Below are 22,872 nucleotides of genomic sequence, written 5' to 3'. Positions count from 1 at the left end.
CATTAGATTCGGAATGCTGATGATATGGAGCCAGCTGAAAAGGAGATTTATGGACTTTTCATTCGACGAAGACCAGGAAGCGCTGGCCGATTCCGCACGCCGCTTCCTGATGACCGAGCTCACGCCGGAACTGCTCCGCGAACTGTGGGAGACCGAAAGCGGACGCTCGGAACGTCTCTGGGAGCAGTTGGCCGCGCAGGGCATGACCGCGGTGTCGGTGCCCGAAGAACACGGCGGCCTGGGCATGTCAGCTGCCGAATGGGCGCTGCTCGCGCAGACCTGGGGTTACTTCGGCGGCGCCGATACGCTCATGGACACCGCGTTCGTGACGGTGGCGATGCTCGCACGGCTCCCCGCGAGCGACTGGCGCGACACGCTGCTGGCGCAGATCGCAGCGGGCAATGCGCGGGTGGCGCTCGGGCATCCGGTGAATCCGCACGTGGCCGATGCGCACGTCGCTCACTTGCTGCTGTGCGAGCGCGACGGCGAACTGCACCGCGTGGCGCCCTCGGCCTGCACGCGCAAGGCTGTCCAGAGCGTGGATCCGTCGCGGCGCATCTTCGAGGTCCAATGGACGCCCGACGTGTCGTCGCCCCGCACCTCGACGCGCCTCGCGACGGCCGCAGAAACCGCTCCGATTCTCGACGCCGCGCTCGATCACGGCGCGTTCGCGGTAGCCGCCCAATTGCTCGGTCTCACCCAGCGCGTGCTCGACGCTGCCATCGACTACACCTCGCAGCGCAAGCAGTTCGGCAAGCCCATTGGCGGGTATCAGGCGGTCAAGCACCTGCTCGCCGATGTCGCGATCCGCTACGAGTTCGCGCGCCCCGTGGTCTATCGCGCGGCGTGCGCGCTCGCAACGGATGATCCGCAGCGCGCGCTCTATGTCTCGCACGCGAAACTCGCCGCGCTGGAAGCCGCGCAACTGGCCGCGCGCAACGCTATCCAGGTGCACGGCGCGATGGGCTACACGTGGGAGCTCGACCTGCAAATCTTCGTCAAGCGCATCTGGGCGCTCGCGGGCAACTGGGGCGATGCCACGTTCCATCGCGAGCGCGTCGCCAGCACGCTCATCGACGCGCGTACGCCCATCGGCCCCGCGCGCACCTTCGAACTGGAGTGACCATGAAACAAGCCTATATCGTCGACGCGCTGCGCACGCCCACGGGCCGCCGCAAGGGCACGCTGGCGCCGGTGCATGCCGCCGACCTGGGCGGCTTCGTGCTGCAGGAAATCGTCAAGCGCAACGCCATTCCCGCCGAGGACTACGACGACGTCGTGTTCGGCTGCGTGGACACCATCGGCCCGCTCGCCGGCAATATCGCGCGCACCTGCTGGCTCGCCGCTGGCCTGCCGCTCACGGTTCCGGGCGTGACCGTGGACCGCCAGTGCGGCTCCTCGCAGCAGGCCGTGCACTTCGCGGCGCAGGCCATCATGAGCGGCACGCAGGACGTGGTGGTCGCGGGCGGCGTGCAGACCATGACGCAAATCCCCATCTCTTCGGCGATGACGGCGGCGGTGCCGCTCGGCTTCACCGACCCGTTCTCGGGCAGCAAGGGCTGGCGCGCGCGCTTTGGCGATGCGCCGGTCTCGCAGTTCGATGCGGCCCAGCGCATTGCCGATCACTGGAACCTCTCGCGCGAAGCGATGGAGCGCTACGCGCTGGAAAGCCATCGCCGGGCGGTGGCCGCGATCGAGGAAAAGCGCTTCGAGCGCGAGGTCGTGTCGTGCTTCGGCCTCTCGCGCGACGAGACTCCGCGCCCAGACACCACGCTCGAAAAAATGGCTTCGCTTGAACCGCTGATGCCGGGCGGCTCGCTCACGGCGGCCGTGTCGAGCCAGACCTGCGACGCGGCGGCGGCGCTGCTGATCGTCTCGGAAGACGCGCTGCAACGCTACGGCCTCACGCCGCGCGCGCGCATCCATCACCTGAGCGTGCTCGGCGACGACCCGCTCTGGATGCTGACCGCGCCCATTCCCGCCACGCGCCATGCGCTCAAGAAGGCGGGCCTCTCGATGAAGGACATCGACGCGGTGGAGATCAACGAGGCGTTTGCCTCGGTCGCGCTCGCATGGCTTGCCGAAACTGGCTACGACGCAGCGCGCACGAATCCGAACGGCGGCGCGATTGCGCTGGGGCATCCGCTGGGCGCAACGGGCGCGCGTCTCATGACGACGCTGCTGCACGAACTCGAACGCACCGGCGGTCGATATGGACTCCAGACGATGTGTGAGGGCGGCGGTCTCGCGAACGTGACTATTATCGAGCGCCTTTGAGCGCGGCGTGACAAGACTTAACGAGAGGTCAGGCATGGGAATCTGCAAGGAACGGACCGTGATCGTCACGGGCGCGGGCGGCGGGCTGGGGCGCGCGTATGCGCTGACGCTGGCGGAGCAGGGCGCGGCGGTGGTGGTCAACGACGTGCGCGAAGACGCGGCGCGCGCCGTGTGCGAGGAGATTGCGCAGGCGGGCGGCCGCGCGCTCGCGAACGCCGACGACATCACGCGCATGGACACCGCGCAGCGCATCGTCGATGCCGCGCAGGAAGCCTTCGGCACGGTTCACGCGCTTGTGAACAACGCGGGCATTTGCCGCGACCGCATGTTCACGAGCATGACCGAGGACGATTGGGATGCGGTCATGCGCGTGCATCTGCGTGGCCACTTCTGTCTCGCGCACATTCTCGCGCGCGGCTGGCGCGATGCCGCGAAGGCGGGCACGCCGGTGGCGGCGCGCATCGTCAACACGAGTTCGGGTGCGGGGCTGCAAGGCTCGATCGGGCAATCCAATTATGGCGCGGCCAAGGCGGGCATTGCGGCGCTTACGCTGATGCAGGCCGCCGAGCTCCAGCGCTACGGCGTGTGCGTGAACGCGCTCGCGCCGGCGGCGCGCACGGCGATGACCGAAACGCTGTTCGCCGACGTGATGAAGAAGCCCGAGAACGGCGGCTTCGACGCCTTCGATCCGGCCAACGTCGCGCCGCTCGTGGTGTGGCTCGCGAGCGAGGCATCGGGCGCGGTGACCGGGCAGGTGTTCGAGGTCTCCGGCGGCATGATCGCGGTGGCCGAGGGCTGGCGCACGGGCCCGAGCGTGGACCGGGGCGCGCGCTGGCCCGCGCACGAAGTGGGCGCGGCAGTGGCGGCGCTGGTCGAGCAGGCCCGGCCCGCGCAGCGCGTTTACGGAAGCTGATGTCATGGACCTCGTACTCACCGAAGAGCAGGTCATGATTCGCGACAGCGCGGCCGAGGTGCTCGCGCAGCAGAGCGCATCCGCCGACGTGCGCCGCGCGATCGAGCGTCATGCGGGCTATGATGCCGTGCTCTGGCAGACCGTGGCGGCGGAACTCGGCTGGTGCGGCCTGAGCGTGCCGGAGCACGCCGGCGGCGCGGGACTGGGCGCCACGGAGCTCGTGCTGCTAATGGAGCAGCTTGGGGCAAGGCTCGCCTGTGTGCCGTATTTCGGCACGGCGGTGCTGGCGGCACAGGCACTGGCGCGTTGCAGCGGTGAATCAAACGAAGCCGATGCGGATGAAGGCTCCGAGGAAGCCGTGCGCTGGCTCGCGCGCATCGCGGCGGGCGAGACGCGCGCGGCGCTGGCGATCGGAGCGCCATTCGACGACGCGGGCGAGCGCGTGGCATCGGGTGTCGAAGCGCATGAAACGCCCGAGGGCTTCCGCCTGAGCGGCACGCTCGCCGCCGTGCTGGATGGCGTGATGGCCGACCTGCTGCTCGTGCCCGCGCGCCTGACCGATGGCAACAGTAGCGGCGAAATCGCGCTGTTCGCGGTCGAAACGGCACAAACGGGTGTGGCGCGCACGCCGCTCGCGACGCTCGATACCACGCGCGCCATCGCAGGCATCGCACTGGACAACGTGCGGGTCGCGCCGGCGGCGTGCCTCGCGCGCAGTGTGGTGGCGCGGCGCGCGCTCACGGAAACGGCATGGCTTGCGGCGCTTGCGCTCGCGGCCGAGCAGTTGGGCGGCGCGCAGCAATGTCTCGACCTCACGCTGGCCTACACGGCGGAGCGCGTGCAGTTCGGGCGCGCCATCGCTTCGTTCCAGGCGGTCAAGCACCGCTGCGCCGAAATGCTCGTGGCGGTGGAGGCGGCGCGCTCCGTAGTGTTCGGCGCGGCAGCCGCCTGGGATGCCGCGCAAGGCGTGCCTGCGGCTGCGCAATACGCCGATATCGCGGTCGCCAAGGCGGGCGCGAACGACGCGTTCCGCTTCTGCGCCCAGGAAGCCATCCAGCTGCACGGCGGAGTGGGGTTTACCTGGGAGTACGATCCACATCTTTATCTCAAGCGCGCACAGGCTTGCGGTGCGCTGTTCGGCTCGACGTCGCAACTCTATGGCTGGCTCGCGGGTCACGTGATCGACGGTGCGAGCAGCCATGCCGTGGCCGAACACACGAGCGCAGCGGTGCTTGCAGGAGCGAACGCATGAACGCACGCATTGATCGAGACTTCAGCGCGGATTTCAACGCGCACCTCAACGAACAGTGCGGCAACCGCGAAGCGCGCTTGCGCGCCGGGATTGCCGCCTGGATGGAGGCGCACCTCACGGGCGAATTCGCCTGCCTGCGCTACCGTGGCGGCCCCGGCGACGAGGACGCGTTCCCGGAACTGCGCAAGGCGTGGGAGCGCGAGCTTGCGGAGGGCGGCTGGACTGGCCTCGGCTGGCCCGTCGAAGCAGGCGGGCGCGGCTGGAGCATTGCCGACCAGGTGATCTTCCACGAGGAATACGCACGTGCGGGCGGCCCGGGCCGCATGGGCCATATCGGCGAAGGGCTGCTCGGCCCCACGCTGATCGCCTGCGGCAACGCCGACCAGCGCGCGCGCTTCCTGCCCGGCATCCTCGCGGGCTCGCAGTTCTGGTGCCAGGGCTATTCGGAGCCCGGCGCGGGCTCGGACCTCGCGAACGTGCGCACGCGCGCCGAGTGCCAGGCCGATGGCGCGTGGCGCATCGACGGCCAGAAAGTCTGGACCTCGCTCGCGCACGACTCCGAGTGGATCTTCGTGCTCGCGCGCAGCGACCCGCAATCGCGCGGCAACAAGGGCCTCTCGTTCTTCCTCGTGCCGCTCGACCAGTCCGGCGTCGAGATCCGTCCGATCCGGCAGATGAACGGCGGTGCGGAATTCAACGAGGTGTTCTTCGATGGCGCCCGCGCCGAAGCCGCCGATCTCGTGGGCGAGCCCGGTGACGGCTGGCGCATCGCGATGACGCTGCTCGCCTTCGAGCGCGGCATCTCCACGCTCGGCCAGCAGATGCAGTTCATCCGCGAGCTCGACTGGGTGATCGACGCCGCGCGCGAGGCGGGCGTGGCCCACGATCCCGCCATTCGCGCGCGCATCGCGAAGGCGTGGGCCGGGCTGCGCACGATGCGCTACAACGCGCTGCGCATGCTCGCAGGCGCGGGCCAAGGCGCTGCGGCTGGCGGTGCGCCCGCCGCCGGTACGCTCGACAAGTCCTCACTCATCTACAAGTACTACTGGTCGAACTGGCACCGCGATCTGGGCCAGCTTGCGATGGACGTGCTCGGCGAGCGCGCGAACCTCGTCGATGCGAACGACGCGAAGCGCAGCCGTCTGCAGGGCGTGTTCCTGTTCTCGCGCGCCGACACCATCTACGCCGGCACCAACGAAATCCAGCTCAACATCATGGCCGAGCGCGGGCTCGGCATGCCGAAAGAACCCAGAGGTCAAGCATGAACCACGCTCCACAAGGTCTGTCCATCGCGCCGCCCTATGTGGCCGGTCATCAACTGCTCGCGGGCAAGTCGGTGCTCATCACCGCCGCCGCCGGTGCCGGCATCGGCTTCGCGGCGGCCCGGCGCAGCGCGGAAGAAGGCTGCCGCGCGCTGTTCATCTCCGATATCCACGAAAAGCGCCTCACCGAAGCGCTCGCCAGGCTGCGCGACGAAACCGGTCTGGAAGCGGTCTACGGCCGCCTCTGCGACGTCTCCAACGAGGAGCAGGTGAGAGCGCTGGTGGCCGAAGCCGAGGACAAAACCGGCGGCGTGGACGTGCTCGTGAACAACGCGGGTCTCGGCGGCTCGTGCCGTCTAGTCGATATGGACGATGCGCAATGGTCGCGCGTGCTCGACATTAGCCTTACCGGCACGTTCCGCATGATGCGCGCGATGTTGCCCCACATGCAGGCGCGCGGGCGCGGCACGATCGTCAACAATGCGTCGGTGCTGGGCTGGCGGGCGCAGGCGGAGCAGGCGCATTACGCGGCCGCCAAGGCCGGCGTGATGGCGCTCACGCGCTGCGCGGCGCTGGAGGCCGCGCCGCACGGGGTGCGCATCAACGCGGTGGCGCCGAGCATTGCGTTGCACGATTTTCTGAAGAAGTCGGCTCCGGCCGAACTGCTCGAACAACTGGCCTCGCGCGAAGCATTCGGGCGCGCAGCCGAAGTCTGGGAGGTGGCAAACGTGATGGTGTTCCTCGCAAGCGACTACGCGTCGTATATGACCGGCGAAGTGCTCTCGGTAAGCAGCCAGCACGCATGATGAGCACGCTCGAGGTTTCCGCCGAAGCCACGCCCGTGCGCGTGTTCGCGCAGCCGGGCGAACTGCTCGATGCCGTGGGCGAGCGCCTCGGCGCGAGCCCCTGGTTCGACATCGACCAGGCGCGCATCAACCAGTTCGCCGACGCCACGCTCGACCATCAGTGGGTCCATGTGGACCCCGCGCGCGCCGCAAGCGGTCCATTCGGCGGCTGCATCGCGCACGGCTATCTCACGCTCTCGCTCGTCAATCATTTCCTGCCGCAAATCGTGCGCATCGACGGCGCGAGCATGGGCGTGAACTACGGCTGCGAGCGCGTGCGCTTTCCGGCGCCGGTGCGCGTGGGCGCACGCGTGCGCGGCGTGGGTGAGCTGTTGTGCGCCGAAGCGCTGGAAGGCGGCGTGCAGGCATGGATTCGCGTGAGCGTGGAGATCGAGGGCGAGGCCAAGCCAGGCTGCGTGGTCGACACCATCAGCCGCTATTACTTCTGACTCCGTATTTATCCGATTCGAAACAGGAATGCATTCGATGAACGAAGCCGTGATTGTCTCCGTGGCGCGCACCCCCATCGGCAAGGCCTACCGGGGTGTTTTCAACGATACCGAAGCGCCCGCGCTGGGCGGCCACGTGGTGCGCGCGGCGGTTGAGCGCGCGGGCCTCGAAGGCCGCGAGATCGACGACGTCATCATGGGCTGCGCCGCGCAGCAGGGCACGCAGGGCTATAACATCGGCCGTCTTTCGGCGATTGCTGCCGGGCTGCCGGCGAGCGTGCCGGGCATGGCGCTCGATCGCATGTGCTCGTCGGGGCTCATGTCGATCGCAGTGGCTTCGCGCAGCATCGCATGCGGTGACGCCGATATCGTGGTGGCGGGCGGCGTGGAGTCGATCACGCTCACGCAGAACCGCCACAAGAACAGCTACCGCGCGCGCGCCGAGAGCGTGCTCGCGCAACAGCCCGCCGCCTATATGGCGATGATCGAGACGGCGGAGGTGGTGTCGCGCCGCTACGGCATCAGCCGCGCCGATCAGGACGCGTACTCGCTCGTGAGCCAGCAGCGCACGGCGGCGGCGCAGGCGGCAGGGCGCTTCGACGCCGAGATCGTGCCGCTCGACGTGCGCCGCGCGCTGTTCGACAAGGAGGGCAATGGCACCGGCCACGAGAACGTGCGCGCCGAACGCGACGAATGCAACCGCGCCGAAACCAGCGCCGATAGCCTCGCCGCGCTCAAGCCGGTGTGGCGCGGCGGCGAGGCCGTGGCGCAGGGCGAATTCATTACCGCCGGCAATGCCTCGCAGCTTTCGGACGGCGCGGCGGCGGTCGTGGTGATGAGCGCGCAAAGCGCGCGCGCACGCGGCCTCACGCCGCTGGGCACGTTTCGCGGCCTCGCGGTGGCTGGCTGCGAAGCCGACGAGATGGGCATCGGACCGGTCTTCGCGGTGCCGCGCCTGCTGGAGCGCCACAAGCTAACGGTCAGCGACATCGGCCTGTGGGAGCTCAACGAGGCCTTCGCGTGCCAGGCCATCTACTGCCGCGACAAGCTCGGCATCCCGATGGAGCGCCTGAACGTGAATGGCGGCGCGGTTGCGCTCGGCCATCCGTTCGGCATGTCGGGCGCGCGCATGACGATGCACGCGCTCATCGAGGCGAAGCGGCGCGGCGCGCGGCTCGCCGTGGTGACGATGTGCATCGGCGGCGGCATGGGCGCGGCGGCGCTGTTCGAAATCGCGGCGTAGACCGCGCGAGCAGGCACTACAAGCGGGACCCGCAGTCACACAAAGCAGCAGTAGCAAAAAAACGCACTACCTGGAGGAGACACTCCGTGAAAACTACGCTTCCCGGCCTGCTGATGTCGGCGGCGGTGCTGGGTGCGGCGCTCTTTGCGTTCGCGCCGCGCCCCTTGCCCGCATTCCCTGCCAGCACCATCGCGGCCAATCATCTGCAGATCAACGGCCTCGCGCAGGCCGGCTCGCGCGCCGTTGCTGTGGGCGAGCGCGGCGTGATCCTGCTCAGCGACGACGCGGGCGCAAGCTGGCGGCGCGCCACCGTGGATTCCAAAGAGGCGTCCACGTTGACCCAGGTGTTCTTCGTATCGCCGCGCACGGGCATTGCTGTGGGCCACGACGGCGTGATCCTGCGCACCGTGGACGGCGGCGAACACTGGCAGCAGACTCACTTCGATCACCGCCACTCCGACCCGCTGCTCGCGATCTGGGGGCAGCCGAACGGGCCGCTCTTCGTAGCGGGAAGCTTCGGTCAACTCCTCGTGTCGCACGACGAGGGCGCAACGTGGAGCGTCGAGAAGACCTCGGCCGAAGACCGCCATCTGAACGCGATCGCGGGCGACGGCAAGGGGCGCATCGTGATCGCGGGCGAGACCGGCACGCTGCTGGTGTCCAACGACAACGGCGCGACCTGGGACAAGCGTTCGTCGCCCTATGCGGGGTCGCTGTTCGGCGTGCTGCCGCTCGCCGATGGCGCATGGCTCGCCTACGGCATGCGCGGCAACGTGCTGCGTTCGACCGACGGCGCGCAGACGTGGACGCATGTCGACAGCGGCGTGGGCGTCTCGTACTTCGGCGCGGCGCAGTTGAATGGCGGCCGGCTCGTGCTGGTCGGGCAGGGCGGCGCCATCGTTACCTCCGACGACGCGGGCGAGCATTACGCAGTGCGCAAGGTGGGCGGCGTGCAAAGCCTGGCCGCCGTGCTGGACGACGGGCAGGGCCGCCTGCTGGTGGCCGGCGAGCCCGGCGTGATGCGCTGGACGCTGCCCGCGCAGACCGTGCCCGCGCCGCGCGATATTGCCAATGGCAAGAGTGCGGCCAACGCGTCGAAGCTCGCGGGCTCCGAAGCCCCCAACGGCGCATCGCCCAACCCACCTGCGGCCGCCCAGGCCAACGCGCCTTCCTGAACTCGCGGCGCCGTGAATTCTCTTCGCTGATCCCGTTGCGCTGGTTCGCAGTGCAAACCGCTGTGCCATTCGTTGTGAGACGCACTATGACCGCCTCTACCCGCTCCACCGCGCTCGCGCGCTTCGTCGACCGCTGTGCCGGCGCCATCATGCGCCACCGCCTCGTGCTGCTCGCCGTGTGCCTCGCGCTGACCGCCGCCTTCGGCGTGTCGGCCACGCGTCTGCGGCTCGACCCGGGCTTCAACAAGATGATCCCGATGGAACACCCGTACATGCAGGTGTTCAACCGCTATGCCAGCGCCTTCCCCGGCGCGAACACCGTGCTCGTGAGCCTGCGCTGGAAGGGGCAGGGCGACATCTATAACGAGCAGTTCATGGACGAACTGCGCCACGCCACCGACGACGTGTTCTTCATCCCCGGCGTGAACCGCTCGCGCGTGTTCTCGCTCTTCACGCCGAACGTGCGCTACACGGAAGTGACCGAAGCGGGCTTTCGCGGCGATGTGGTGGTGCCCGGCCAGTTCAGCAGCGCCAACCCTGAGGATCTCGCGAAGGTGCGCCGCAACGTGGCGCGCTCGGGCCAGATCGGCCGGCTCGTGAGCAACGACCTCAAGGCCGCGCTGATTCGCGCAGAACTGCGCGAGACCGATCCCACCACCGGCAAGCGGCTCGACTATGGCTCGGTGGCGAAGCAACTCGAACAGATTCGCGCGCGCTACGCCAATCGGAATGTCGAAGTGGACATTATCGGCTTTGCAAAGCTCGTGGGCGACGTGGAGTCGGGCATCGCGGGCGTGATGGTGTTCTTCGGCATCGCCTTCGCGGTGACCGCCGCGCTGCTGCTCGCCTACACCCGCTCGCTCAAGACCACGGCGCTCGCGCTGTGCGTCGCGCTGCTGCCGGTTGTCTGGCTGCTGGGCGCGCTGCCGATGCTCGGTCTTGGCATCGACCCGATGTCGATCCTCGTGCCGTTCCTGATTTTCTCGATCGGCGTCTCGCACGCGGTGCAGATGACCAATGCGTGGAAGCAGGCGTTGGCCACGGGTCTTTCATCGGTCGACGCCGCGCGCGACGCGTTCCGCAAGCTGTTCGTGCCGGGTACCGTGGCGCTGCTCACGAATGCGCTGGGCTTCATGGTCATCATGCGCATCCAGATCGACATCGTACGCGAACTGGGCATTACCGCCTGCCTCGGCGTGCTGCTGATGATCGTTACGAACAAGGTGTTCCTGCCGATCCTGCTTTCGTACACGCAGCTGGAGCGCAGCGCGCTTGCGCGTGCGCAGCGCGGCGCGGCACATGCACCGAGCGGCGGCTGGGCGCGTTTCGGCGTGTTCGCAAGGCCACTGCCCGCGCTGGCCGTGTTCGCGGCGGCGCTCGTGCTGCTCGCGTTCGGCACACAAGCCTCGCGCGGCCTGCAGATTGGCGACATCGGCTCGGGCGCGCCCGAACTGCGCGCGAACTCGCGCTACAACATGGATAACGCGCGCATCACGAGCCAGTACAACATTGGTGTCGATGCGCTCGCCGTGATCGTGGAGACCCAGGGCTACGACGACGCCTGCCTCCATTACCCGGTCATGAGCGCCATCGAGCGCTTCGAGATGCAGATGCGCGGCGTGGCCGGCGTGCAGTCGGTGGTGAGCGTGCCGTCGCTCGCGAAGGTGTCGATTGCCGCGTTCAACGAAGGCAACCCGCGCTGGGCCTCGCTGCCGCGCTCGGCTGATGGCCTCACGCAGGGTTCGAGCGCGTTCGACCCCGATAGCGGCATGAACACGGAGAACTGCCAGGCGATTCAGGTGCTCATCTACACCGACAACCACGAGGGCAGCACGATCGCGCACATCGTCGACGAGATCAAGCGCTTCGCGGCCGAGGACCAGACCAGGGGCGTGGCCTTCCACCTCGCGGGCGGCAACGTGGGCGTGATGGCGGCCACCAATGAGGCCGTGGCCGACGCCGAGATCGCCATGCTGCTTTCGATCTTCGGCGCTATCGCGCTGCTGTGCCTCGTGACCTTCCGCTCGTGGCGGGCGGTGCTGTGCGTGATCGTGCCGCTCACGATCGTCTCGATCCTCTGCAATGCGGTGATGGCGAAGCTCGGCATCGGCCTGAAGGTGGCGACGCTGCCGGTGATTACGCTGGGCGTAGGCGTGGGCGTCGATTACGGCATCTATCTCTACGAGCGCCTGCAACACGAAGTGCGCGCGGGCGCGAGCCTGCCCGAGGCGTTCGGCGAGGCGATGCGCCAGCGCGGCACCGCAGCCCTCTTCACGGCGGCCACGATGTTCATCGGCGTGGGCACGTGGGCAGGTTCCGCGCTCAAGTTCCAGGTGGACATGGGCGTACTGCTCGCGTTCATGTTCCTCGTGAACCTGTTCGGCGCGGTGTTCCTGCTGCCCGCGCTCGCCGCCTGGCTGGGCGTGGAGCGCGCGGAGCGGCGCGTGGACGAGCGTGCCGCGAACGCCGCAACCGCAACGAGCGCCGAGGCCGCAGCCCTTCACGCGAGCGTGAAAGAACCCGCGCATGCACGCCCATGAAGCAATTCATCAGCATCCCTGAATAACATGAAGCACGCGCCGCGCGGAAAAACCGTGCGGCGTCCACTCAAGGAAGGAGAACCCTATGTCCGCACGTCCGTACAAGATCGAAGCGCAGCCGCTCGTGCAGCGCTATGCCCGTGGCTGGCACTGCCTCGGGCTCGCGAACGACTATCGGGACGGCAAGCCGCATACGCTCAACGTGTTCGGCAAGCGGCTGGCCGCATTCGCCGATTCTACGGGCCAGATTCGTGTGGTGGACGGCTATTGCCCGCACATGGGCGCGGACCTCTCGACCGGCCGCGTGGAAGGCGACACGCTCGTGTGTCCGTTCCACGGCTGGCAATGGGATGGCGATGGTCAATGCCAGTCCATTCCCTATTGCAAGCGCATTCCGCCCAAGGCAAAGATCGGCGCGTGGCGAACCTGCGAGCAGAACAAGCTGCTGTTCGTCTGGCACGATCCCGAAGGCGGCGAGCCGCCCGAGAGCGTGGCGATCCCGCCCATCGCCGCGTGCGAATCGGACGAGTGGTCCGACTGGGTCGTGGACAAGATGGTCATCGGCACGAACTGCCGCGAACTGGTGGACAACATCTCGGACATGGCGCATTTCGCGACCGTGCACGGCGCGCCGGTGGGCTACTTCGCGAATCTGTTCGAAGATCACAAGGCCACGCAATTACTGGTGGGCCGCAGCGCGCGGCTCGGCGACGACGAGCTGATCGCGCTCTCCACCTATTTCGGCCCGGCATATCACATCACGGAGATGTCGGGAACCAGCGGCGGTCACCCGATCAACTCGATCCTGCTGAACTGCCACGTGCCCATCGACATGAACAGCTTTGAGCTGCGCTATGGCGTGATGGTCAAGAAAATTCCAGGTCTCCCGGAAGAACAGAACATGGAGATTGCGCGCGCCTATGTGGCCCAGGCGCAGGCGGCGTTCTATGAAGACGTGGCGATCTGGGACAGCAAGACCCGCATCGACAATCCGCTGCTCTGCGAAGGCGATGGTCCGCTCTATCAGATGCGCGACTGGTACAACCAGTTTTACCTCGATGCCGCCGACGTGCGGCCCGCGACCCGCGCACGCAAGGTCTTCGAGATCAAGGTGAACGAGGGCGGTTCGGTGCCGCCGCTGCATCACGTGTTCGAAAGCCGAGCATAGAAAAAGTGTGCTGGAAAGCAGGGGGGCGCGGCCCGAACAGCCGCGCCCGATTCGTTTAATGCGCGTTGAACACGAGGATGCCGCCAAACGGGAAGTTGGTGGCGCCGGGCTGGAACGGCACGTAGACCTGATTGGTTGCGCCATCCACGGCCACCGAGTGCACGCCGTTGCCGACCGGAACCTGCGCAATGAGCTTGCGGCTCGCTCCGTCGATTACGCCGAGCAGCGGCGTATATCCCGAGTCGGCCGCCGTGCCGTTCGCCGTTTCGTGCCGGGCGGGCAGGAAGTAGCGGTTCGACACCGAATCGTAGGCCACCTGATCGACACCGCCGAAGGGTACCGTGGCGAGCGTCGAGCCCGTGGTGCGGTCGAGGATCAGCGAGCCTAGCTTCTGGCCCGCCGGCTGATCGCAGCCCACCAGCATGTCGTTGTTCGGGCCGAGCGCGAGCCCGGTCGGCGAGCAGTTGCCAAGCGGATAAACGCTCGACACGGCTGGCGTGCCGGCCACGACCGAAGCAGCCGGAATCACATCGACTTCGCCTTCGGGGTTGGCCGGCGTGCCGTCGTTGTTGATCAGGAAGCTCTTCGTTTTGGGATCGTACGCGCAGGCCTCGAGACCCGACGAGGTCGTGAACGTCAGCTTCGACATGACGGTGCGGGTCTTGTTCGAAATGAAGGTCGTGAACGGCGGCGTGTCGCCGGGGCTCGCGAACATCACGATGTCGTCATCCGGGTCGTAGCAGCCTTCGTCCACGCGCTCGCCCGCGTCGCTCACCGCAATCGTGCCCACCACCTGCTGCGCCGCCGTATCGATCACCTTGACGTTGTTCACGTCGCCCGCGTACAGCGTGCTGGTGCCGGGAATGCCGACGAGGCCGTCGGGGCCAGAGGTATCGGTGGTTTTGCCGATGCCAGTGAAGCCGCCCTTGATTTGCGCGACGAGCGTATTGGTGTGCGTATCGACGACATCCACGGAGGAATTGTTGCGGTCTGCCAGGTAGTACTTGCCGGAGTCGACGTAGCTGATGTCGAAGCTGAACGCCGGGTTGGTCGAATTGGGCACTTTGATCGTCGCCTGCTCTGCGGGCGCGGCAACGGTGCTGGCCGAGCTGCCATTGTTGCTGCTGCCGCCGCACGCCGCCAGGCCCACTGACAAGGCGAGCGCAATTGCGGACCGGAATCGTCCTTGCATGTCATCCTCCATTTCTGTTTGCGTGTCGAAATTGGTGATCGCTCTATATGCAAACATTAAATTAGAGCGCGGCATGCATGAAAGAAGATTTCATTGCCGAATCAAAGATGGCGGCGCATCAATCCATAAAAGGTGTTTTATTTCAATGTGTTGCTGATGGGTACCGGAATGGTATTTTCAGTCGATCCTTTTTTGATTAATTTGAGAAGGATTTGCAAACGGTACGACTAATGAAAGCCTTGTATTTAAATTGAAAATATAATCCGGCTATTTATTCTTTTAATTTTTCAATTTTTAAAAAATGAGTTAATTGATTCTCTTAATTCATAATTAACAAAACGGCAAGCGTGCCGGCGCAGTGGTTTCATCGATATCCGATCGGCTCGTGCGGATGCGCGTTCCTCAAATCTTCGAGGAAGGCCTGCACGATGGGATCGTGGCTGCTGCGCTTCTGGGTGACCATGTGAAACGTCACTTCATAGGCTAGCTTCGCGGGATTGAGCGCCGCGAGCCGCCCGCTGCGCACGAGCGGCGCCGCGAACTGCTGCGGCAGGTAGCCCAGATGGTGGCCCGAGAGAATCAGGAGCGACACCGCCTCCATGTTGTCGGCCTGCGCGGTGACCTTGTTCGCGCTCGTCGAATGTTGCGCCTCCGGCGTCGGGTAAGTGCGCCAGACCCATTCGTGATGGGCGGCCTCGGAGGGGGAGAGCTTGCCCGCGCGCTCGAACAGCGGATGGCCGCGCCCGCAATAAGCGATCTGCCGCTCGATAAAGAGCGGCGTGTATTCGAGCGTGGGCACGCGATGCCAGAAATAGCCCACGGCGATCTGAATGTCGCCATTGAGCAGTTGCTCCTCGAGCTCGCCCGGCGATTTCACGGAGATCGAGAAGCGGACCGCTTCGTCGCGCTGCTTGAACGAGGCGATGGCTTCGCTGATGCGCGCGTTCTCGCCGATCGGCGCGTGGCCGATCAGGCCGATCGCCAGCGTGCCGACCAGCTTGCGATCGAGGTGCCGCGCCTTGAGGGCGAATTCCTCGGCGGCGGCGAGCAGCGTGATGGCCAGCTCGTACATGCGCTCGCCTTTTTCGGTCAGCCGAAAGCCGCTGCGGCCGCGCTCGCACAGCCGGTAGCCGAGGCGCGTCTCGAGCGTCGAGAGTTGCGCGCTGATGGTGGGCTGGCTCACGTTGAGCGTCGTTTGCGCGACGCTCACGCCGCCGGCTTCCACCACTGCCACAAAAACGCGCAGCAGACGCAGGTCGAGGTCGGTCAGGTTGCCGAGCATGGCTTCTCCGGGGAATTCTTCGATACATAGTATTTTATCAATGTAAACAGTGGGGAATCGTTATTTATCTTTGCTTGACGGATGCTTGAAACTGCGCCTGTAGCCGATTCGCATGACCCGGCAGAATCAATGAGAACGTGGAGCGCAGATATGTCTGAACAATATTTCCAGCCCCTCGGGGGCAATGTCATGCCGCGCTGCGGCGGTATCGCGACGATGATGCGCCTGCCGCAGGTAGCGAACGCCAAGGGTCTCGACGCCTGCTTCGTGGGCGTGCCGTTCGATCTGGGCACCTCGAACCGCACGGGCGCGCGCTTCGGTCCGCGCCAGGTCCGCACCGAGTCGGTGCTGCTGCGCCCCTATAACATGGCGACGCGTGCGGCGCCGTTCGACTCGCTGCAAGTGGCCGACATCGGCGACGTGGCGATCAATCCCTACAACCTCGCCGATTCGATCACGCGCATCGAACACGCGTACGACGCCATTCTCGAATACGACTGCCGGCCGATCACGCTCGGCGGCGACCACACCATCACGTTGCCGATCCTGCGCGCGATCCATCGCAAGCATGGCCCCGTGGGCCTGATTCACGTGGACGCGCATGCGGACGTGAACGACACGATGTTCGGCGAGAAGATCGCCCACGGCACGCCGTTTCGCCGCGCCGTCGAAGAAGGGCTGCTCGATTGCAACCGTGTGGTGCAGATCGGTCTGCGCGGCACGGGCTACGAGGCCGAGGACTTCGACTGGTGCCGTCAGCAAGGCTTCCGCGTCGTGCAGGCCGAGGAATGCTGGAACCAGTCGCTCGCGCCGCTGATGGAAGAAGTGCGCGCGCGCGTGCAGGGCGGCCCGGTCTACCTGAGCTTCGATATCGACGGCATCGACCCGGCCTACGCGCCAGGCACCGGCACGCCCGAAATCGCGGGCCTGACCGTGCCGCAGGCGCTCGAAATCATTCGCGGCACCTGGGGCATCGACATTGTGGGCGCGGACCTCGTGGAAGTCGCGCCGCCGTATGACCCGTTCGGCACCACGGCGCTTTTGGGCGCGAATCTCGCGTTCGAAATGCTTTGCGTGCTGCCGGGCGTGAAGCGCCGCGCGTGAGCGGGCAGCAGGGAAGCCGCAGCGAGACAGAAGCGAAGCAGAAGCGAAGCAGCAGCAGAGCAGAATCATCAGGAGACTTGTTGTATGACACCACACGAGCATGCCGGGTACGCGGCGACCGGGGACGAGGGCATCGAGATCGAAAGCCATTCGATCGACTACATCCCCGAAAGCGAACGCCACGCGAAACTCGGTAGCCAGGGGCCGTTCTGGTTCCTCGGCAACTTCCACTTCTTCACGATCTCGATCGGCTTCGTGGGCCCGAGCATGGGGCTCTCGGCTGGCTGGACCACGCTTGGCGGCGCGCTCGGCATCATGTTCGGCACCACCTTCATGGCGTTTCACGGCTCGCAGGGGCCGGAAATGGGTCTGCCGCAGATGATCCAGTCGCGCGCTCAGTTCGGCTATCGCGGCGTGGCGCTCGCGCTGCTCGCAACGCTTTTCGTGTTCGTGGGCTTTAACGTCGTCAATGTTTCGCTGATCATGAGCGGGCTGAAAGAGGTGTTCGGGCTGAGCCCGGCGCTGGTGGCGGTGGTCGCGGCGGTTGCGGGCGGGCTGCTCGCGGTCTTCGGGCACGACGTCATGCACAAGGCGTTCAAATGGGCGCTGATCGCGACGCTGCCGCTCTATGCGCTCGTGACGCTGGCGCTGCTGTTCGGCGTGGGCAAGGGCGGTGACGGCGCGGCGAGTGCTGCAAGCGCGGTGAGCGCGGCTAGCGCGCATGCGGGCTTCAACTGGGTGGCGTTCATCACGCAGTTCGCCATCGGCGCGAGCTATAACATCTCGTATGCGCCGTACGTGTCCGACTACTCGCGCTATCTGCCGAAGCACACGAGCCGAGCGAAGCTGATCTCGGCGATTTTCCTGGGCGCGTCGCTCTCGGGCGCGTGGATGATTGGCCTGGGCGCGTGGCTCGCGCAGCAACTGCGGGCAACGGATGCTCTCGTCGCGCTCAACCAGGTGGGTGCGAAGCTGTTCCCGGGCTGCGGCGCGATCCTCGTGGTGGTGTCGGTGGCGGGCTTCCTGCCCATCATCGCGCTGAACACCTATAGCGCGATGCTCACGCTCCTGACTGGCGTGGACTCGTTTCGCAAGATCCAGCCCACGCGCCGCGCGCGCGTTGGCGCGGTGCTCGCGATCAGCGCGATCGTGCTCGTGTGCACGCTCTCGATTCCGGGCAACGGCGTGGCGCTGCTCAACACGTTCCTCGTGCTGATGCTGTATTTCCTCGTGCCCTGGACCGCGGTGAATCTGGTCGACTATTTCTTCGTGCGCAAGGGCCGCTACGCGATCACGCACTTCTTTACGCCGAACGGTATTTACGGCGCGTGGCAGGCGCGCGGGATTGCAGCGTACCTGGTGGGCTTCGCGGCGATGATCCCGTTCTTCTCCATCGTCGACAACGAGTCGGGCAAGGAGATTTTCGCGGGTTACTTCGCGCACCAGATGAGCGGCATCGATCTGGCCTGGCTCGTCGGTCTGATAGTTGCGGGAGCAACCTATTACATGCTCAGCCGATCGCTCGACCTCGCAGCCGAGGAAAAAGTGATCCGCACGATCGGCGAACGTGACATCCTGGCGATGGCGCGTCAGTTGGCGGAGCATTGAACGTTCGAAGCCGGCTTTTGCGCGAACCGTGAAGGAACCGCGGTGATATGCTCGCCGCGTTTTTTATGTGCGCCCGGCATGGGCGCATTCCAAACGGCATCGCGGCGACCCCGCCACCAAAAAAGCGGAAAAATTGTTGCATCGGCGGTCGACAGTGGTGCCAAAAAACGCGCACCGTTCAATTTCGGCGCGCGTTTCATGGCGGAGCTGCAATGCAGCCCGCTAAAGGAACGGCTCAAGACTCGTCACTCAAGCCGCCACAGCCAAACGCCGCGCACGCGCCATGTTGATCGCCGTATCTTCGATCATGTCCTCCTGCCCCCCCACGAGGCGCTGGCGGCCCAACTCGACGAGGATGTCACGGGCAGGCACGCCGTACTTCGCCTCGGCGCGTTTCGTGAACAACAGGAACGACGAATAAACGCCGGCATAACCGAGCGTAAGCGCGTCGCGGTCCACGCGGATGGGCGTGTCCATGATCGGCAGCACGAGGTCTTCGGCCACGTCGGAGATCGCGAACACGTCCACGCCGGTCTTGATGCCCATGCGCTCGCACACGGCCACGAACACTTCCATGGGCGTATTGCCTGCACCCGCGCCCAGCCCGGCCGCTGCGGCGTCGATTCGGCGCGCGCCAGCCTCGATGGCCGCGAGCGAGTTCGCAATGCCCATGGCGAGATTGTGGTGGCCGTGAAAGCCCAGTTCGGTCTCGGGGCGCAGTGCGTCGCGCACGGGCTTGAGCCGCGCGGTCACATCGTGCGGGAGCATGTAGCCCGCGGAGTCGGTGACGTAGATGCAGTTCGCGCCGTATGATTCCATCAGCTTCGCCTGCTCGACCAGCAATTCTGGCGGGGCCATGTGCGCCATCATCAGGAATCCTGCCGTGTCCATGCCGAGCTCGCGCGCGAGGCCGATATGCTGGCCGGAAACGTCGGCTTCCGTGCAGTGCGTGGCCACACGGATCGTGTTTACGCCAAGCGAATACGCCATGCGCAGATGGTCGACGGTGCCGATGCCGGGCAGCAGCAGTGCCGAAACTTTTGCCTGCTTCAGTTCGCCGATCACGGCTTCGAGGTAGGCTTCGTCGCTATGCGCGGGAAAGCCGTAGTTGACCGATTCGCCGCCCAGGCCGTCGCCGTGCGTGACTTCGATAAGCGGCACGCCCGCGGCGTCGAGTCCGCGTGCGATGCTGCGCATCTGGTCCAGCGAGATCTGGTGGCGCTTCGGGTGCATGCCGTCGCGCAGCGTCATGTCGTGCACGGTGATGTGCGTGCCCGCGAGCGGGTGCAGGGGGGCGGCGTTGCTTGCTGCGTTGGTGGTTTGCATCGTGACTCCCATCGTGTTGGTTTCAGGCGGTCGTGGCGGCGAGCATCTGCTCGGCGAACACTTCGCCGGTGCGGGCGGCGGCGGCCGTCATGATGTCGAGGTTGCCGGCGTAGCGCGGCAGGTAATCGCCCAGGCCCGCCACTTCCATGAATACGGAAACGCGCTTGCCGTCGAATACCGGACCGTTCTTGAGCGTGTAGCCCGGCACGTAGCGGCGCACTTCTTCCACCATCTTGAGCACCGAGGCGGTGATGGCTTCGACATTGGGTTCGTCCTCAGTGAGGCAGTGGATCGTGTCGCGCATGATGAGTGGCGGCTCGGCCGGATTGATCACGATAATCGCCTTGCCGCGCTTCGCGCCGCCGACGATTTCGATCGCGCGCGCCGTGGTGCGCGTGAATTCGTCGATGTTCTTGCGCGTGCCGGGGCCGACTGAGCGCGAGGACACCGTCGCGACGATCTCGCCGTAGGCTACGGGCTGCACGCGCGCGACCGCGTGCACGATGGGGATGGTGGCCTGGCCGCCGCAAGTGACCATGTTGACATTGAGCGTGTCGCCCAGGCGCTCGCCCAGATTCACGGGCGGCACGCAGAACGGACCGATGGCGGCGGGCGTGAGGTCGATCACGCGCACGCCGCGTGCGGTCAGTTTGTCGGAGTGCTCGCGGTGCGCGTAGGCCGAGGTCGCGTCGAAGGCGATGCGGATCCCATCGGCTTCCAGGTGATGCAGCAGACCGTCGATGCCTTCGGACGTTGTCTTCAGGCCCAGTGCCTGGGCGCGCGCGAGTCCCTCGGAGGTCGGGTCGACGCCGACCATCCAGACCGGTTCGAGCACGGCGCTGCGGCGCAGCTTGTAGAGCAGATCGGTGCCGATGTTGCCGGGGCCGATCAGCGCGCATTGAATTTTGCTCATGGATTTTTCCTTGTTCATGGGGTCTTCAAAGCAATTCGGATTCCAGATGATTGACGCTTCGTTCAAACGAAGCACACCTTGCAGCCGCCAATGCCTTCGATACGCATCGAGAGCCGGTCGCCCGCACCCACCGGAATCAGCGCGGCCAGCGCGCCCGAGAGCACGACTTCGCCCGCGAGCAGCGGCATGCCGAGTTCGCCGAGCGTGTTGGCGAGCCAGGCCACGGCGTCGGCGGGGTGGCCGAGCGCGGCCGCACCCACGCCAACGCCTGCGTTGACGCCGTTTTTCTCGATGCACATGCGGCACGCGTCGAGGTCGACGTCATGCGGTGCAACGCGTTCGGAGCCGAGCACGTAGACGCCGCTCGAGGCGTTATCGGCCACGGTGTCGCCGATGCGGATTGCCCAGTCGCGGATGCGCGAATCGACGATCTCGAAGCACGCGCCCACGGCTTCGGTTGCTTCGAGCACCGCTGCGCGGTCCACGCCCGGGCCGCGCAGATCGCGGCGCAGGTAGAACGCGATCTCGCCTTCGGCGCGCGGCTGGATCAGCGTGTTGGCCGGAATCGCCGCACCGCTTGCGTACTGCATGTCGGAGAGCAGCATGCCGAAGTCGGGCTGGCGCACGTCGAGCATGTCCTGCACGGCCTTGCTGGTGACGCCGATCTTCTTGCCGACCACGGCAGCGCCCGCTGCCATGCGGCGCGCGATGTAGTGCTGCTGGATGCGGTAAGCGTCGGCGAGCGCGAGTTCGGGCAGGCGCGAGGTGAGCGGCGCGATCGGCCTGCGTTCGAGCCAGGCCTCATAAAGCGCGTCGCCTGACGCGGCGTGTTGGGCAGGGGTCATGTCGGTGGCGTTCATCGTGAATGAGGAAAAAAAGCCCGCATACGCTCAGGCATGGGCTTGAGGCATGCGGGCAAGCTCGCGAAAGGAACGCTTCAGACGCCGTCGCCGCGGATCGCGTCCGGCGAGTAGTAGGCTTCGTTCGTCTGCGTGGTGGGTGTGAGGACCGGCATTGGCTCCTGGTTCGACAAGCGGTCGGCGTAATAGGCGCCAGAGATCAGGTCGTGATAGAACACCGAGGTCGAATAGAAGGTCTTGGCGTCGAAGGCGTAGACCGTGGGCGCGAAGTTGGTGCGCCACAAGGTGCCGCGCGCGTCATAGTTGTCGGCGGCCACGGCAGCCCAGGTGTCCTCGTCCAGATAGATCACGCGCTTGGCGTACTGGTGGCGGAAGCCCGGTTTCAGCGTGGCCTGGAGCACCCATGCGCGGTGCAACTCGAAGCGCATGTACTGCATGTCTTCATGGCCCTTCGTGAGCAGCGCCGCGTACTTGACCGACGGATCCATCAGCTTGTAGTTGTCGTACGGTACGTAGACTTCGCGCTTGCCGACGATCTTCCAGTCGTAGCGCTCGCCCGAGCCGTTGAAGAGACGGTCGTCGTCCACGGTGCGGAAGCCGCCCGGCCCCTGGGGCTGGTCGAAGCCGAACTCCGGCGACTGGCGCACGCGCCGCGTGCCCGGGTTATAGGTCCATGTGCGGCGAGTGTCCGAGCCGGTCTGGTCCCACATTTCGTAACCCGTAATGATCGTGCCGCGGTCGGAAAGCGGCAGTGCAACGGTCATGCGGAAGAAGCTCTTGCCATTGAGATTGCTTTTGGGATCGTATGGCTCGCCTGCGCGCGGGCCATAGATCGAATACTTCACCTTGCCCCATGCGATATTGCCGTCCGGGTAGACCACGGCCTGGTCGTAGGTCGCGTTCTCCGACTCGATCATCGAGGAGAAGCGCAGATTCCACATGGCCTCCACGCCGTTCTTCGGCACCGGGAAGGGCGCCCCGGGCGGGAAGTCCTTCAGGCCGTTCTGGTCTTTCGTCATCGTGGTGTTGGGCGCGTATTCCTTGATCGCCTTGTACGTGGACTCGGGCGCGCCGAAGTCGCGGTGACTCGGGTAGACGGTGATCTTGAACGTATCCGGGTACTTCCTGAAGAGCGCCTTTTCGCCGTCGGTAAGTCGCGCTGCGTACTGATCCATGTTTTGCGCAGTGATCGTGAAGAGCGGCTTGTCGCTCGCGTACGGGTCGGGGTAGCGCTCGCCCGGCTTGTAGTTCACGCTCGACGGCGCGCCGACCCACTTGCCTGTCCAGGCCGGGATCGTGCCGTCCGCGTTGCCGGCGCGCTCGGCGCCGAACGGCGTGAGCGTGGTGTCGAGCTTGGCGATGTCTTCGGCGCTCGTCTTCGCGAACGAGACGGTGGCAAGCGCGACGCCTGCGGCGATGGCGCAGGCTTGCATGGCGTAGTGAAAAGTGCGACTCATATCCAT

The 22,872-nt window shown here is 66.0% G+C and carries 20 protein-coding genes; 13 read left to right on the top strand and 7 right to left on the bottom strand.

Annotated features, from left to right (window positions below):
* The first annotated feature begins 49 nt into the window (after nt 1-49).
* From PWP93_RS31600 to PWP93_RS31550, 11 genes are all read left to right on the top strand, one after another.
* On the top strand, nt 50-1,123 hold the full coding sequence (locus PWP93_RS31600; RefSeq protein ID WP_421047520.1) for an acyl-CoA dehydrogenase family protein: 1,074 nt from the start codon (nt 50-52) through the stop codon (nt 1,121-1,123).
* A 2-nt stretch (nt 1,124-1,125) separates the two neighbouring features.
* Complete coding sequence (locus tag PWP93_RS31595) at nt 1,126-2,277, top strand: acetyl-CoA C-acetyltransferase (protein ID WP_421047519.1); 1,152 nt, start codon at nt 1,126-1,128, stop codon at nt 2,275-2,277.
* Between the two features lie 34 nt (nt 2,278-2,311).
* A complete protein-coding gene (locus PWP93_RS31590) occupies nt 2,312-3,190 on the top strand; it encodes an SDR family oxidoreductase (protein WP_421047518.1) in 879 nt (292 codons plus the stop codon).
* Between the two features lie 4 nt (nt 3,191-3,194).
* On the top strand, nt 3,195-4,442 hold the full coding sequence (locus tag PWP93_RS31585; protein WP_421047517.1) for an acyl-CoA dehydrogenase family protein: 1,248 nt from the start codon (nt 3,195-3,197) through the stop codon (nt 4,440-4,442).
* Nucleotides 4,443-4,543: 101 nt separating this feature from the next.
* Nucleotides 4,544-5,707, top strand: coding sequence for an acyl-CoA dehydrogenase family protein (locus PWP93_RS31580; protein ID WP_421047722.1), 1,164 nt, complete (start codon nt 4,544-4,546; stop codon nt 5,705-5,707).
* Complete coding sequence (locus PWP93_RS31575; protein ID WP_421047516.1) at nt 5,704-6,510, top strand: SDR family oxidoreductase; 807 nt, start codon at nt 5,704-5,706, stop codon at nt 6,508-6,510. The genes PWP93_RS31580 and PWP93_RS31575 overlap by 4 nt, the downstream gene beginning before the upstream one ends.
* Nucleotides 6,507-6,998, top strand: a complete 492-nt coding sequence (locus PWP93_RS31570; protein WP_421047515.1) for a MaoC family dehydratase — start codon at nt 6,507-6,509, stop codon at nt 6,996-6,998. Before PWP93_RS31575 ends, PWP93_RS31570 begins: the two co-directional genes overlap by 4 nt.
* Before the next feature lie 37 nt (nt 6,999-7,035).
* Nucleotides 7,036-8,241, top strand: a complete 1,206-nt coding sequence (locus PWP93_RS31565) for an acetyl-CoA C-acyltransferase (protein WP_421047514.1) — start codon at nt 7,036-7,038, stop codon at nt 8,239-8,241.
* Nucleotides 8,242-8,327: 86 nt separating this feature from the next.
* On the top strand, nt 8,328-9,416 hold the full coding sequence (locus PWP93_RS31560) for a WD40/YVTN/BNR-like repeat-containing protein (protein WP_421047513.1): 1,089 nt from the start codon (nt 8,328-8,330) through the stop codon (nt 9,414-9,416).
* Between the two features lie 86 nt (nt 9,417-9,502).
* Nucleotides 9,503-11,956, top strand: a complete 2,454-nt coding sequence (locus PWP93_RS31555) for an efflux RND transporter permease subunit (protein WP_421047512.1) — start codon at nt 9,503-9,505, stop codon at nt 11,954-11,956.
* Between the two features lie 85 nt (nt 11,957-12,041).
* Nucleotides 12,042-13,124, top strand: a complete 1,083-nt coding sequence (locus tag PWP93_RS31550; protein WP_421047511.1) for a Rieske 2Fe-2S domain-containing protein — start codon at nt 12,042-12,044, stop codon at nt 13,122-13,124.
* Nucleotides 13,125-13,179: 55 nt separating this feature from the next.
* On the opposite strand, the gene PWP93_RS31545 is transcribed toward PWP93_RS31550, so the two are convergent.
* Together PWP93_RS31545 and PWP93_RS31540 are read right to left on the bottom strand one after the other, a co-directional pair.
* Complete coding sequence (locus tag PWP93_RS31545; RefSeq protein ID WP_421028095.1) at nt 13,180-14,316, bottom strand: YncE family protein; 1,137 nt, start codon at nt 14,314-14,316, stop codon at nt 13,180-13,182.
* A gap of 364 nt (nt 14,317-14,680) precedes the next feature.
* Nucleotides 14,681-15,598: a LysR family transcriptional regulator gene (locus tag PWP93_RS31540; RefSeq protein ID WP_421047510.1), complete on the bottom strand. Its 918-nt coding sequence runs from the start codon at nt 15,596-15,598 to the stop codon at nt 14,681-14,683.
* A 150-nt stretch (nt 15,599-15,748) separates the two neighbouring features.
* On the opposite strand from PWP93_RS31540, the gene speB reads away from it, so the two are divergent.
* Complete coding sequence (gene speB / locus PWP93_RS31535) at nt 15,749-16,702, top strand: agmatinase (RefSeq protein ID WP_421047509.1); 954 nt, start codon at nt 15,749-15,751, stop codon at nt 16,700-16,702.
* Nucleotides 16,703-16,786: 84 nt separating this feature from the next.
* Nucleotides 16,787-18,310: a purine-cytosine permease family protein gene (locus PWP93_RS31530; protein ID WP_421047508.1), complete on the top strand. Its 1,524-nt coding sequence runs from the start codon at nt 16,787-16,789 to the stop codon at nt 18,308-18,310.
* Here the strand turns inward: PWP93_RS31530 and PWP93_RS31525 are convergent.
* The 5 genes from PWP93_RS31525 to PWP93_RS31505 all read right to left on the bottom strand — a co-directional run bounded on the left by PWP93_RS31525 (nt 18,292) and on the right by PWP93_RS31505 (nt 22,866).
* Entirely contained in the window at nt 18,292-18,510 is a 219-nt protein-coding gene (locus PWP93_RS31525) for a hypothetical protein (RefSeq protein ID WP_421047507.1), read from the bottom strand. The genes PWP93_RS31530 and PWP93_RS31525 overlap by 19 nt on opposite strands.
* Before the next feature lie 49 nt (nt 18,511-18,559).
* A complete protein-coding gene (dmpG, locus tag PWP93_RS31520) occupies nt 18,560-19,636 on the bottom strand; it encodes a 4-hydroxy-2-oxovalerate aldolase (RefSeq protein ID WP_421047506.1) in 1,077 nt (358 codons plus the stop codon).
* A 22-nt stretch (nt 19,637-19,658) separates the two neighbouring features.
* Nucleotides 19,659-20,549: an acetaldehyde dehydrogenase (acetylating) gene (locus PWP93_RS31515; RefSeq protein ID WP_421047505.1), complete on the bottom strand. Its 891-nt coding sequence runs from the start codon at nt 20,547-20,549 to the stop codon at nt 19,659-19,661.
* Between the two features lie 62 nt (nt 20,550-20,611).
* The gene (locus PWP93_RS31510) at nt 20,612-21,394 is read right to left on the bottom strand and encodes a fumarylacetoacetate hydrolase family protein (protein WP_421047504.1); all 783 of its coding nucleotides are present in this window, start codon (nt 21,392-21,394) and stop codon (nt 20,612-20,614) included.
* A gap of 92 nt (nt 21,395-21,486) precedes the next feature.
* Nucleotides 21,487-22,866, bottom strand: a complete 1,380-nt coding sequence (locus PWP93_RS31505) for a DUF1329 domain-containing protein (protein ID WP_421047503.1) — start codon at nt 22,864-22,866, stop codon at nt 21,487-21,489.
* Nucleotides 22,867-22,872 lie beyond the last annotated feature (6 nt).

This window comes from Paraburkholderia sp. A1RI-2L, from assembly GCF_048957375.1.
Taxonomy (GTDB): Bacteria; Pseudomonadota; Gammaproteobacteria; order Burkholderiales; family Burkholderiaceae; genus Paraburkholderia.
The sequence above is the reverse complement of the archived record's forward strand: the minus strand, read 5'-3'. Positions and strand labels throughout refer to the sequence as shown.